At 63.6% G+C, this 13,341-nt stretch carries 9 protein-coding genes; 4 read left to right on the top strand and 5 right to left on the bottom strand.

Translation table 11 applies throughout. From position 1 onward, the window contains the following. Positions 1–16: 16 nt before the first annotated feature. From J2X54_RS23790 to J2X54_RS23775, 4 genes are all read right to left on the bottom strand, one after another. The gene (locus tag J2X54_RS23790) at positions 17–3,052 is read right to left on the bottom strand and encodes a YjbH domain-containing protein (protein WP_310184296.1); all 3,036 of its coding nucleotides are present in this window, start codon (positions 3,050–3,052) and stop codon (positions 17–19) included. 325 nt (positions 3,053–3,377) lie between these two features. After that, on the bottom strand, positions 3,378–3,887 hold the full coding sequence (locus J2X54_RS23785; RefSeq protein ID WP_310184295.1) for a GNAT family N-acetyltransferase: 510 nt from the start codon (positions 3,885–3,887) through the stop codon (positions 3,378–3,380). Continuing rightward, positions 3,884–4,405, bottom strand: a complete 522-nt coding sequence (locus J2X54_RS23780) for a GNAT family N-acetyltransferase (RefSeq protein WP_070249563.1) — start codon at positions 4,403–4,405, stop codon at positions 3,884–3,886. Before J2X54_RS23780 ends, J2X54_RS23785 begins: the two co-directional genes overlap by 4 nt. Positions 4,406–4,486: 81 nt before the next feature. Continuing rightward, a complete protein-coding gene (locus J2X54_RS23775; RefSeq protein WP_310184294.1) occupies positions 4,487–5,761 on the bottom strand; it encodes an amidohydrolase family protein in 1,275 nt (424 codons plus the stop codon). A gap of 260 nt (positions 5,762–6,021) precedes the next feature. On the opposite strand from J2X54_RS23775, the gene J2X54_RS23770 reads away from it, so the two are divergent. The 4 genes from J2X54_RS23770 (at position 6,022) to J2X54_RS23755 (ending at position 12,916) form a co-directional block, all read left to right on the top strand. Beyond that, the gene (locus J2X54_RS23770) at positions 6,022–6,867 is read left to right on the top strand and encodes a phasin family protein (protein WP_310184293.1); all 846 of its coding nucleotides are present in this window, start codon (positions 6,022–6,024) and stop codon (positions 6,865–6,867) included. A 173-nt stretch (positions 6,868–7,040) separates the two neighbouring features. After that, positions 7,041–8,795, top strand: a complete 1,755-nt coding sequence (locus tag J2X54_RS23765; RefSeq protein WP_310184292.1) for an ABC transporter transmembrane domain-containing protein — start codon at positions 7,041–7,043, stop codon at positions 8,793–8,795. Next, complete coding sequence (locus tag J2X54_RS23760) at positions 8,785–10,614, top strand: ATP-binding cassette domain-containing protein (RefSeq protein WP_310184291.1); 1,830 nt, start codon at positions 8,785–8,787, stop codon at positions 10,612–10,614. The genes J2X54_RS23765 and J2X54_RS23760 overlap by 11 nt, the downstream gene beginning before the upstream one ends. A gap of 196 nt (positions 10,615–10,810) precedes the next feature. Further along, a complete protein-coding gene (locus tag J2X54_RS23755) occupies positions 10,811–12,916 on the top strand; it encodes a diguanylate cyclase (RefSeq protein ID WP_310184290.1) in 2,106 nt (701 codons plus the stop codon). Here J2X54_RS23755 and J2X54_RS23750 read toward each other — a convergent pair whose 3' ends face one another. Next, positions 12,917–13,288 (bottom strand): apolipophorin, encoded by a 372-nt coding sequence (locus tag J2X54_RS23750; protein WP_310184289.1) that lies wholly within the window; start codon positions 13,286–13,288, stop codon positions 12,917–12,919. Positions 13,289–13,341: the final 53 nt, after the last annotated feature.

The raw sequence follows: 13,341 nt of genomic DNA, 5'->3' as shown, positions 1-13,341 counted from the left end.
GATAACTGCAATTACTTCAATAGGATTTTTGCCAAGTCACGCTCACTGACTTCAGGCCCGGGATAATCGCGAGATTGGAATCGCTCTGGTTCCGCTGAGCTTGCCACAACCAGCTACCTACCGCATATCCAATTACGCTCCCAGCAACTGTGTCAGATACCCAGTGTTTGCGTCCAGCAACACGCCCCGCTGCCCCCAAGGCAGCCACACCGTACAACCAAGGTGCGTCATATTCCTTGGCGAAAGGAGTCACTGCAGCGAACGACACGGCAGCGTGACCGGAAGGGAAGGAGGCGTCCGATCGGGAATTGTCATCACCTGTTCTGGACCAAGTTCCCCTTTCTTCCAGTGGCCTGGCACGCCCTACGGCATATTTCCCCACAAGTGAGAAACCGGACGCAGCGGCGATTGACTGCATGGCGATGAAGCCGGTGTTTTGCATACGCTCATCGCCAAGTGCGAAGGCCGTACCGGCAGCGCCCACCAATGCGTAGGGCAGCGCGTTGCCGAAGGTGTTCAAACCTCGCATTACTCGCTCATCCTGATATTTCTTCATTTGCCGGTCGACCGGCTTGTCGGCCAAGGCCGATACCAATATCGCACCAACTGCCAGGGTAGCGGGACGGACCCACTGCTGCGGCGCAGGGAGAACCCGCAGCGACTGATCGAGGCGTTCGCGGACAACCGGAATCGGATTGGGAAAAGAATCATCCGGTTGCGTTACAGCAGGCAATTGTTGTTCGTCAGGCCGCTCGGCAAAGTTACCCAAACCGTCGTAACTGTTCATGTCGCGGCGAGGCTGCTCCACCATGTCGTACAAGTCACCCGGCGACGCTACCATTTGGCCAACGTCGCGGGTCCAAGGTGACAGTGAGAAGCCGGCGGTGCCCTGCGAGTCCATCGGGAGCAGCCTGTTAAACGGAATCGACAAGAACACGCCGCGATCCTGATAGGGTTTGGCAGGAGTTCCGGGCGTCGTGATATCGTTTCCGTTGGTGTGGGTGTACCAGGCGCCGATCTCGATACCCGACTGGAACCGGCGCTTAAATTCAACGCGCACGCCTTCATCTTTAGCCAGGAAGCGACCAGCACGTGCAGTGACGGTCATACCGTACGGCAATTTATAATGTAAGGATGCGATGGCGGTGACTGTTTTGTAGTCGAGACTGTCGAGGAGTCTTTTGTACCCTCGCTGCTGCAGAGCATCAACCGACAAATCCACCGCCCAGCGGCTATTTTTTGGGAGATAGAGTACTTGTCCGCCAACGCCTCGGTACATATCTTCGTACAGACCGACCGAGCCACGAACATACAAGCGCTCAGCCGGGTTCGCATATTTGTTGAGCAGCACCCGGCTTAGCGCGAATCGGTTTTCACCCATGTATTTCGCGATATCGGTACGCACGTGTGGCAAATTGCTGTTCGACGGTTGCGTGACGGCAGAAACGGTCTCGATCACCGACATACTGGCAGCGGTGTTCAGATATAAACCACTGCTGATGCGACGGTCATAGGTGGCGGCAGCAGACAGCGAGTAACGGAATGCGCCACTGGGGTCGTTGAAAAAGAAACCAAGCTTGGGGGCAAGTTTGAACCGATTGCTCTCTCGGTCCTCGGAAGTAACTTGTACCGCATCGCCCTCATGACCGACCTCGAAACGCAGCGTGCCATCGGTTTTCGGTGCTGCCGCGCCGAACGCAGCCGCCGGGTCGCCAGAAGATTCAGGTATAGCAACCGCTGCAACTGACACGGCCGATGGCAATACGGCTGGTGCACCAGTCACTGCCACTGGCACAGCGGAGGAAGCGACCGCTGGTACGGCCCCATTCGGCTTGCCGATGTTATCGTCTTTCAAGTCCGTGAGCCACGCTTGTTGCTCGTCACTTATTACGTCGTCGCGGTTCGGATACCTTACCAGCACACCCTCGGCAAATGTTTGCCGATCAATTTTGCCGGCAAAATAATCCTTCAACCGGGGCAAATCGAAAAACTCGTATGTGGTCAGAGGCTGGTCGAGCTTGGTATAGGTAACGTTGACAGCGGTAACGCCTTCCGGCAGAAAAGCCAGTACGGTACGCATTGCTCGGCCCACTGCCCGTCCCATGTTGGAAATTCGATTATTGGTCAGCGTGATGTGCAGCGTATTGCCGTTCAGCTCGACGCGAGTATTCTTGAAATCTTGTGCTGCGAGGGCACGGATCAGATCGGCACGATAGCCAGGATCGTCCCGCCATTCGGGAATGGCTGGTGGCGTGATCGGATCCTTGTCTTCAAAAACCGGAGGTTCGTAAATCTTGGGAATATATTCTCGTTCACCAAAGGGTATGCTGACGAAAGCATTGACGGTAAAGTTGTCACGACCACGCGAAGCTTGCAAGCCTAGCCATCCCCAGCGATATTCCAGTCCGACCGCAGGTCCTTTCCGACGCCGCGCAGCACCCGTCTGCTCTGGTTTGTAATCCTGCTTATAGTCCACGGAGTTATATTCCGCGACCAGCGACCAGCGCGGGTGACTCGCCGGCGTCCAACGCGCGCCGGCGAAAAGGCCGTCGATGCGTTTATCGCCGTAGCCGACACTGACCTCAACATTTTTTGCAGCGCCCAAGGTTTTGGTGGCAACAGCATACTGGCTTCTGAACAACTCGGTTCCGAAGACATCGTTGACGCCCACCGCAACTGAAGGCACCCAAGAGCCCTCCTGCCAGAGGCGCGCCTTGCCATCAATGACCTTGTCCTTGTAGCGGCCATAACCCTTGCCGTATTCGTATTCGCCCTCACCGAAAGCAGGAACACCCGTAATCGACACATACCGGCCAGTCACTTGCAAGAAAGGCAGTACTGTTGATGTCACCCATAACTGGCCGTAAGGGCTATCGTAACCATATCCGACACTGAATGTTCCATCGGCTTCGACCACGGCGCTGGGCGTATTGATGTACCCTGACTGCCCACTGACCCCCGGCGTAGCCGCGAGGCTGTTCTGCCCGACAAGGATGAGGCAGCCACACCATGTATATTTAACTGATTTTCTAAGCGCGCTTAACAAATCCAACTACCCAAAAAAATACTCCTAATTCGCTACTTCCTTGTGCATCAGGAGCCGAGCAAGCTAGAGGTGGAATTCGAACTGAACAGAGGCATGGCGCCCCTTGTTGTATGTGTGATCACGTGATACCGCTCTCCGGTGCCTGCGCCGCCCGCATCATACATGACCGGGCCAAGAGTTTCACCGACGGCTTTGATTTTTAACAAACGTCAGCAGTCAATCCCAAACATTTTACCATCGTTAGTAAATAAGTACCCCAGTTTATTGCCTATAAGCTCTAGGCGAACAGCAACTGGGGCATCAAAACCACAGTGATATACGTCTGTTAAGACTAAAAATCAATCGCATAAATATTCGTCATCCGCTCACCCGGTGGCAACAACTTTATTTCCTGAAACCGCAGTCCGAGCTTGTGCAGCAGCCGGATCGAGTTGGCGTTACCCGGGTCGGTAATGCCCAGCACCCGGCCGATGCCCAGCGGCCCCCGCGCCAGTTCCAGCACCGCCTGCGCTGCCTCGTAGGTATAACCGCGGCCGAAGTGCTCCGGGCGGATGGCGTAGCCGATATCGACGTCGGGCAGGAAATCGCGCCGGATCAACCCGCACATCCCCAGCGCCCGGCCGTCTTCCTTGCGCTCCATCACGTACAGCGAATGACCGTGGCGCTGCTGCATCGCCATCGGGCCCTCGATGATGGCGGCGCGGGCCTGCTCGACGCTGCGGATGCCCTTGTCGCCGATGAATTGCAGCCAGGTGGGGTCGTTGACCAGTTCGTAATAGAAGGCAGCATCATCGGTGTCGATGGTGCGCAGGCGCAGGCGCGCGGTGTCCAGGATGATCATGCGTCGGGCCAGTGGGATGGATCTGCCAGCAGCTGGTACATGACGTACACATCGACATAGCCGAGGTAGCGGTGGTGATAGGCGCGCGGCAGCGTGCCGATGATGGAAAAGCCCAGCTTTTTCCACAGCAGCACGGCGGCGACGTTGGAGCTGACCACGTAGTTGAACTGCATCGCCAGGTAACCCTGGCGGTGTGCGCGGGCTAGGCAGTCGCGCCCCAGCATGGCGCCCACCCCCACGCCCTGCGCCGCAGGACCCACCATGAACGAGGCATTGGCCACGTGGGCGCCACGGTCGCGCTGGTTGGCGGTGAGGCGATACATGCCCAGCAGGCGGTCGCCGTTGAGTTCGGCCACAAAACTCTCGATGCCGGGGCCGAACCAGTAGGCGTGGCAATCATCGCGGCTGGTGTCGGCGGCAAAATAATACGTGTCGCCGGTGGCGATGAGTTCCTGGAAGATGGTCCACATGGCGCCGAAGTCGGCTGCCGTGGCGGGGCGGATCGCGATTTCTTTCAAGACGACTCCATGCGGTGGCGACAGTGTTTTATTGTCATGGATTTCCGCCGGCAAGTCCAGCGCGCCGCCACCGCGTCCGACTTAGCGGCCCAGACGGAAATCGACGCCGTCCGGCCGTCCCGGCAAATTCAACCTGGCCCGGGCGCGCGGCGACTCGGCCACGATCACGCCGCGCCGCATCACCAGCCGGCGCGCCGCACGCAGGCGGATCGCCTCCACCGGGTCGGCAGCATCGAGCAGTACCAGGTCGGCATGGCAGCCGACCGCCACGCCGTACCCGTCCAGGCCGAGGATGCGCGCCGGGGTGTCGGTCACGGCGGTGAAACAGGCGCGCATGGCGTCCTGCCCGGTCATCTGCGCCACGTGCAAACCCATGTGCGCCACTTCCAGCATATCGCCCGAACCCAGGCTGTACCACGGGTCCATCACGCAGTCGTGGCCGAAGGCGACATCGATGCCGGCCGCCAGCATTTCCGGCACTCGCGTCATGCCACGCCGCTTGGGGTAGCTGTCGTGGCGGCCTTGCAACGTGATGTTGATGAGCGGATTGGCGATCGCCGCCACCCCGCCTTCGCGGATCAGCGGCAGCAGCTTGCTCACATAATAGTTGTCCATCGAATGCATGGAGGTCAGGTGCGAGCCGGTCACGCGGCCGTGCAGGCCCAGCCGGTTGCTGTGGTAAGCCAGGGTTTCGATATGGCGCGACATGGGGTCGTCCGACTCGTCGCAATGCATGTCCACCCGCAAGCCCTGGTCGGCGGCAAACTCGCACAGCAGGCGCACCGACTCGGCGCCATCGGCCATGGTGCGCTCGAAGTGCGGAATGCCGCCCACCACGTCCACGCCCATGGCGATCGCGCGCTTGAGGTTGGCGAACGCGGTGGGACTGCGCAGCACGCCGTCCTGCGGAAACGCCACCAGTTGCAGGTCGAGGTAAGGCGCCACCCGGCGCTTGACGTCAAGCAGCGCCTCCACCGCCAGCAGCCGGTCGTCGCACACGTCCACGTGCGAGCGGATCGCCAGCAGGCCGCGCGCCACCGCCCAGTCGCAATATTGCAAGGCGCGATCGACCAGCGCCTGCTGCGTCAGCTCCGGCTTGAGCTCGCCCCACAGCGCAATCCCTTCGAGCAGCGTGCCGGACGCGTTGACGCGCGGCAGGCCGTAGCTGAGCGTGGCGTCCATGTGAAAGTGGGCGTCGACGAACGGCGCACTGACCAGGTCGCCGCCGGCGTCGATCTCGCGTCCGGCCGTGACGGCCAGGGCCGGGCCAATGGCGGCAATTCGGCCATGCTCGATGGCAATATCGACGCCGGTCTGGCCGTCGGCAAGGTTGGCGTTGCGTATGACCACATCCATGAACATCCCCTCAGTAGTGATGGCGTCGATTGTAGACAGTTTCAATGGTTTCTACTAATTGTTGCATTGCGGTATCGCTCAGCGATTTTTTTCCTTTAATTTTGCGCTAGATCAAATGTGCGAGAATAAGTGTGGACACAGCATTTTTCCGTGTGGCACTCTTCTGCCCACATAGCACAAAAAATAACTATTCAAGCCCGGTGTTCGTGGCTAGAATGTTCCCATATTGCAGCGCAACAGACCCGTCGCCAGGAGAAACCATGTCTTCGATTACCGAACAGTTTTCCGCCGTTACCAAATCGCAACTGGAAGCCCAGTTCCAGATCTTCAACAGCCTGGCCCACACCGCCGTCGAGAGCGCGGAAAAGCTGATTGCGCTCAATCTCAGCACGACCAAGGCCTCGATGGAGCAGTCGTCGGCTGCCGCGAGAAAGCTGCTGGAAGTCAAGGACGCCAGGGAATTGTTCAGCGCCAGCCGCGAGACCCCGACCGGCATCGACAGCCTGCTGGCCTATAGCCGCCAACTGTTCGCCATCGCCAGCGGCGCCCAGGCCGAGCTGATCAAGAGCACGCGCGGCGCAGCCTTGCCGCAGCTGGCTGCACCGTTGGCGACGCCGGTCGCCGAGACGGTGAAGGCCGTAGCGCCGGCAGCCGAGGCGCTCCAGGCGGCAACGCCTGCCGTGTCGGCGGCAACGCCTGCCGTGTCGGCGGCAGCTTCACAGCCATCCGCGCCGCCGGCAGCCGCAGCACCGGTGTCGGCGCCTGTGGCAGTCCCGACCGCCACCGTTGCCGAACCGGCGCCGCCTGCCACCACGCTCAAGGCCGCTGTCTCGGCAGCGGTGCACGCTGACGAACCGCCTGCGGTGGACAACCCTGCCAAGGTCGCGCCGGCGCCGCTGGCCGCTGCCGTGGCGCCGACCGCGCCGGAAGCGATCAAGCCGGCACTCAAACCTGCTGCCGACACCACGCCACCGGCAGCAGCCAAGCCGGCCTTCCCGGCCGCCAAGCCGATCGCGCTGGCCGCCGACACCAAAACTGCCAAGCTGAAAGCAGTTGCGCCGAAAGCCAGGACCGCCGACGCGCCTGCCGGCAAGCACAAGAAGTAATTCTTTCCAGTGAACACTGGGTACCCGCCTGCGCGGGTACGACGGTGCTTATGCATACCGCCTGTTCGGTGCTTCACCGGACAGCGCCGCGCCACCTGATTGTTTGCCTTGCTGTATCCTAACGGACTACGCGCTGGCAGTACGCTGCCAGCCCAACGCTACTCCGAGGCTACATGTTGACTCTTTCCGCGCTGCTGGGCGGCTTCGTCCGCCAGCACAAGCGCGCCTATGCCCTGTCCGGCCTGATGCTGGCGGGGGTGGCCGCGCTCAGTATCTGGGTGCCGCGCAAGGTCGGCGCCATGATCGACGGGCTGGCTGCCCACACCCTGTCCGGCAACGCCCTGCTGCTGGAAATCGGTTCGCTGCTGCTGATCGGCCTGGCGATCTATTTCCTGCGCGTGGCGTGGCGCCAGCTGCTGTTCGGCGCCGCCTATAAACTCGGCGTGTCGCTGCGCACGCGCCTGTACGCGCGCCTGTCCGAGCAAGGCTCCGCCTTCTACCAGCGCCAGCGCACCGGCGACCTGATGGCCCTGGCCACCAACGATATCGACGCCATCGAAATGGTGGCCGGCGAGGCGATGCTGGCCGGTTTCGACGGCGCCATTACACTGGTGATGGTGCTGGGCGTGATGCTGCTCGGCGTGGACTGGCGCCTGGCCTGCATTGCGCTGCTGCCGTTCCCGCTGATGGCGTGGGCGTTCTGGTATATCTCGGGCCACATCCACACCGCCTCCACCGATTCGCTCAAGCGTTTTTCGGACCTGAACGACCATGTGCAGGAAACCCTGTCGGGCGTGCGCACGCTGCGCGCGCTGGGCCTGGAACAGCGCAGCGCCAAGCAGTTTTCCGAGCTGGCGCAGCATGCGTCCAACGCCAGCCTGCGCGCGCAGGTATGGGAAGCGGCGTACGAGCCGGCCGTGGGCCTCACGCTGGCCGCCGCCAGCACGCTCACGCTGGGCCTGGGCGGCTACCTGGTGTGGCACGACCAGCTCACCATCGGCTCGCTCACCGCGTTCACCATGTACCTGGGGCAGTTGATCTGGCCGATGTTTGCCGCCGGCTGGGTGCTGTCGTTGATCGAACGCGGACGCGCCGCCTGGCAGCGCCTGCAGCCGATGCTGGCCGCGCCGCTGGCCATCGACGACCACGGCACGCTCACGGCCATCGCCCCCGGCGCACTGGTGCTCGACCATGTGCGGTACGCCTATGCCGACCAGTCGGCGCCGGCGTTGCAGGACATCTCGCTCACCCTGGCGCCGGGCCAGACGCTTGGCCTGGTGGGACCGACCGGCAGTGGCAAGTCCACCCTGCTGCGGGTGCTGATGCGTCAGATCACGCCGCAGGCGGGCACCGTCAGCTGGAGCGGCCACGCGCTCGACGCATACACCTTGCACACGCTGCGCGCCGGCATCAGCTGGGTGCCGCAGGAGTCGTTCCTGTTCTCGGCCTCGATTGCCGACAATATCGCGCTGGCGCGGCCTGAGGCTACCCGCGCGCAGGTGGAACACGCGGCCAACCTGGCGGCGGTGCACGACGACATCCTGAAATTCGCGCAGGGGTACGAGACCGAGGTGGGCGAAAAAGGCATTACCCTGTCCGGCGGCCAGCGCCAGCGCGTGGCGATCGCCCGCGCGCTGCTGGCCGATAATGACCTGCTGCTGCTCGACGACGCCTTGTCGGCGGTCGATACCGGCACCGAGACGCGCATCCTCGAACACCTGGAAGAACTGCGCCAGGCGCGCGCGGGCCGCAGCGCGGTAATCGCCAGCCACCGCCTGAGCGCAGTGGTCAACGCCGACCTGATCCTGGTGCTGCGCGACGGCCGCATCAGCGAGTCGGGCAGCCACGAACAACTGCTGGCGCAAGATGGCTGGTACGCCAGCCAGTGGCGCTACCAACAACTGGAGGCCAGCCTCGATGCCGCTTGATACCACGTCGCCCGAAGCGAAGCTGACCAATCCCGACACCACCTCGATCGGCGCCCAGACGCGCCAGGCCTTTGCGCTGCTGCGCCGCGCCGCCCGTCCCGACCAGCACCACCTGGGCTGGGCCGTGCTGTGGCTGATGCTCGCTGCCCTGTTCGAAGTGATGGGCCCCATCATGGGCAAGGCGCTGATCGACGAACACCTGCTGCCGCACCACCTGGACTGGCCGCGCATGGCCATGCTGCTGGCCGGCCTGCTGCTGTCGGGCTGGATCGCCAGCGGCCTGCGTTACCTGCAACTGGTACGCCTGTCCGGCCTGGCCATGCGCTCGGTGATGCGGCTGCGCGAAATGGTGTACACCCACGTGCTGCTGCTGCCGATGTCGTTTTTCGACCGCGCCATCACCGGACAGCTGGTCTCGCGCGTGACCAACGACACCGAGGCGGTCAAGAATCTGTACATCCAGGTGCTGTTCGTGATCCTCGACAGCACCATCGTGCTGGTGGGGACCATGGCCGCCATGGCGTGGCTCGATATCCGCCTGATGGGCATGGTGCTGGCGCTGCTGCCGGCGGTGCTGGTGATCGTGTTCCTGTACCAGCGCTGGAGCGCGCCGGCCGTCACCCGTGCGCGCGCCCTGCGCAGCGACATCAACGGCCAGATGGCCGAGTCGATCGGCGGCATGAGCGTGCTGCAGGCGAACAATGCGCAAGAGCGTTTCGGCGCCCGCTTTGCCGCCACCAACCAGGCCCACTACACCGCGCGCCAGGCCGAGCTGCGCGCCAATGCCTGGCTGCTGCGTCCCGCGCTCGACCTGTTCAACGTGATCCTGCTGGCGGTGGTCATCTACGTGTTCGGCCAGCGCCAGATGACCGCCACCGAGGTGGGCGTGCTGTATGCGTTCATCAGCTACCTGGCGCGCGTGATCGAACCGCTGATCCAGATCACCATGCAGTTCAGCCAGCTGCAGCAGGCCGTGGTGGCCAGCGCCCGCGTGGCCACGCTGCTCGATGAAGCGGAAGCGAAGGAACACACGGCCGCCGCCATCGGCCAGGCGGCCGCCGCCGATCAACACTCGGCAGGGCCGCAGCCGGCGGTGGCGATCCGCCACCTGGACTTCGCCTACAACCCGGGCCAGCCGGTGCTGCACGACCTGTCGCTGGAGATTCCCGCCGGCGCCTTCATCGGCATCGTCGGCCATACGGGCAGCGGCAAGTCCACCCTGCTCTCGCTGCTGCTGCGCTTTTATCCGGCGCCGCACGGCAGCATCACGCTGCACGGCGTGGCGCTCGACGATATCGACAACGAACGCTTCCGCGCCGAAGTCGGCCTGGTGCCGCAAGACCCGTTCCTGCTGGCGGCGTCCGCGCGCGAAAACATCGACATGGGCCGGGGCCTGACGCAGGCGCAGATCGAGACCGCTGCGCGCGCGGCGCACGCGCACGACTTCATCATGGCGCTCGAGCGCGGCTACGACACCGAACTGGGCGAAGGCGGTTCGCGCCTGGCCGTGGGCCAGAAGCAGCTGATCGCGATCGCCCGTGCGCTGGCCGGCCAGCCGCGCATCCTGCTGCTCGACGAAGCGACGTCGCACATCGATTCGCAGACCGAGCAGGTGGTGCAGCTGGCGCTCGACGAGTTGCGCGGCAAGGTCACGGTGATCGCGATTGCCCACCGCCTGTCCACCATCCGCGACGCCGACCGCATCATTGTGCTCAACCACGGCCGCATCACCGAGACCGGCCCGCACGAGGAACTGATGCAGATCGAGGGCGGCTTGTACCAGCGCCTGTACCTGTTGCAGCAACTGAGCACCAGCTGAGCCGGCGAATCTGTTGCGCGCTGCTGCCATAGTGTGGGTTTACGCGCACAATTGCGCGGCGCGTGCCCATTTCTCGGTTGCAATACCCCTATAATTGACTGCGCTAAAACAGGACAAAAGCGAAGGGGTGGCGTTGGCGGGATCGGGATATCGCGGAACAAGCGGCAAGGTGCGCAGGCGCGCCCTGGCGCTAGCATTGGCAACCGCGTTGGCAACCGCACTGGCGCTCACCGCCGGTCCGGCTGGCGCGCAAACGCCGGCACCAACTCAAACCTCCACCCAGGCAGAGAACGAGGCGCTGCGCGCGCGCCTGATCGAGATCCGTGAACAATGCCGCTTCCTGCCCGAAAAGGCGCTGGCCGCGCTCGCGCAGATCGCGCCCGAGCTGGCCGGCCGGCCGGGTGCCTTGCAGGCCGACCTGCTGACCATCGAAGCGGACGGCCGCATGCGCCAGGGCCGCTACGACGACGCCATGGTCGCCGCCGAAAAAGCCATCGCGCTCGGCCGCGAACTGCATGACGACGCCATCGTCGCCAAGGCCCAGCTGACCAAGGTCTACGTGCTGTTTGCGCGCGCCGATGTCGAGGCCGCTCACCAGCTGGCGTTCGAGGCCGAGAAGCTGGCCATGCGCACCAATAACGCCGCCGTGCGCGCCCAGGCGACCATTACCGCCGGCCAGACCCACGCCGAACAGGGCAACTTCCCGGCCGCCCTGGTCAAGTTGCAGCAGGCGGTGGAAATTGCGCGCGGCGTCACCAGCGATCCGCCGACGCTGGCGGCGGCGCTCAATGCGCTGACCCGGCTGCTGGTGCAGATGAAGGAGTTCGACCAGGCTGCCGCCAGCCTCGACGAACTGCTGGCCGAATCGGCAAAACTCAATTCGCCGGGCCGCATGTCGATCGCCAAAAACGCCGAATACTGGCTGACCAGCGACACCGGGCAAATGCAGCGCGCCATGCGCGCGCTGCGCGCAGAGCTGGAGCTCGAGCGCAAGATGGGCGCCGAGCGCATGGCCACCACCACGCTGGTCAACCTGGCCGACCTGCACCTAAAGCTGCGCGACTACCCGCGCGCCGCCCAGTATGCGCATGAAGCGCTGCAGGTCACCCAGCGCAACAACGATCAATCGACCGAGGCTACCGCGCGTGTCAACCTGGGCAACGCGCTGCTGGCAATGGGCCGCATCGCCGAGGGCAAGCGCCAGTTCGAAGCGGGCATGGCGCGCTACGAAAAGGAAAACAACAAGCCGGAGCTGCAACTGGTCATGCGCGAGTACGGCGTGGCGCTGGAAAACGCCGGCGACCTCGCTGGCGCCCTGGCGGCCTACCACCGCGAACGCGCGCTCTCGGACGAGCTGTTCGAACGCCAGCGCCAGAAGTCGATGCTGGAACTGCAGGAAAAATACGAGACCGACAAGAAGGAACGCCAGATCGAACTGCTCAGCCGCGAGAACCAGCTGCAAACGGCGGAACTGGACAACCGCGCGCTGCAGCAGCGCCTGTGGTGGCTGCTGGCGCTGGTATTCGCGCTGGCGGCCGTGGTGGTGGGACTGTTGTACCGCAAGGTGCGTCACAGCTACGCCCGGCTCGAAGAAAAGAACCTGGAACTGAAAGCCCAGTCCACCCTCGATCCACTGACGTCGCTCTACAACCGCCGCCACTTCCAGGACTATATGCGCACGCTGGCGCCGGTGCCGTCAGATCGGCACGGGCAGCGCGGCGACGACGTGGTGGGCGCACTGTTCCTGCTCGACGTCGATCACTTCAAGCATATCAACGACAGCTACGGCCACGCCGCCGGCGACGCCGTGCTCACGGCGATCGCCGACAACCTGCGGATCGTGCTGCGCGAAACCGACATGATCGTGCGCTGGGGCGGCGAGGAGTTCCTGGCCTTCCTGCCGGCCGTGGCGCGCGACGACCTCGACGACATCGCGCGGCGCATCCTGCACGGCATCTCGGCGCAGCGCGTGTCCTACCAGGAGCAGGAGATCGCGGTCAATGTGTCGGTGGGGTTTGCGCCGTATCCGCTGGCGCCGGGCGCCACGCCGCTGCCATGGGAGCGGGCGGTGAACCTGGTGGACATGGCGCTGTACCTGGCCAAGGCCCACGGCCGCAACCGCGCTTACGGCGTGCGCGGCTTCGCCCTTTTCGAGCGGACCTCGATGGAGGCGATCGAACAGGACCTGGAACGCGCCTGGCGCGATGGCTACGTGGATTTGAGCGTGGTGCTCAGTGGCGCACCGGAGGCGCCGCCGCCGTCGCAAGACAACGTGGTGCGGCTCCAGCGCGCGGGTACCTGATTACTTGCCGGCTTCGCGTTCTGCAGCCTTTTGCTGCATGTTTTCGCCGGCCTGTTCCAGCTTGCGGCCTGCAGCATCGGTGGCCTGATTGAGCTTGGCGCCGGCGGTGTCCGCTGCGCGGTCGAGCTTGGCGCCAGTTTCCTTGGCAGCCTGGTCCATCTTGTGGCCCGCTTCGGTCATTTTCTGGTCCGCTTCGCGCGACGCCTGTTTCATCTCGGCGCTGGCGCGCTCGCTGGCCTGGTCGATCTGGCGGCCCGCGGTTTCTGCCGGACCGGCGCCGACCGTGTCTTCCTTCTTCTGGCAACCGCCCAGCAGTGCGGCCATGACCAGTACCGCAGCTGCAGTTTTGCCCAATGTCGTGATCGTCGTCATGTGTATCTCCTCAAGGAATGGTGTTGCCATTAGCATACAAGGAGTTGCGCAGA

Origin of the sequence: Duganella sp. 3397 (genome assembly GCF_031456625.1) — a bacterium.
In the GTDB taxonomy this organism is placed as follows: Bacteria; Pseudomonadota; Gammaproteobacteria; order Burkholderiales; family Burkholderiaceae_D; genus Rugamonas; species Rugamonas phyllosphaerae.
Note: the sequence above shows the minus strand (reverse complement) of the source record. Positions and strands in the feature narration are given on the sequence as shown.

Bases quoted from the DNA above. Each gene is read 5' to 3' on its own strand.
- J2X54_RS23785 (WP_310184295.1), bottom strand. From the start codon at position 3,887: ATGATCATCCTGGACACCGCGCGCCTGCGCCTGCGCACCATCGACACC.
- J2X54_RS23775 (WP_310184294.1), bottom strand. From the start codon at position 5,761: ATGGATGTGGTCATACGCAACGCCAACCTTGCCGACGGCCAGACCGGC.
- J2X54_RS23770 (WP_310184293.1), top strand. From the start codon at position 6,022: ATGTCTTCGATTACCGAACAGTTTTCCGCCGTTACCAAATCGCAACTG.
- J2X54_RS23765 (WP_310184292.1), top strand. From the start codon at position 7,041: ATGTTGACTCTTTCCGCGCTGCTGGGCGGCTTCGTCCGCCAGCACAAG.
- J2X54_RS23760 (WP_310184291.1), top strand. From the start codon at position 8,785: ATGCCGCTTGATACCACGTCGCCCGAAGCGAAGCTGACCAATCCCGAC.
- J2X54_RS23750 (WP_310184289.1), bottom strand. From the start codon at position 13,288: ATGACGACGATCACGACATTGGGCAAAACTGCAGCTGCGGTACTGGTC.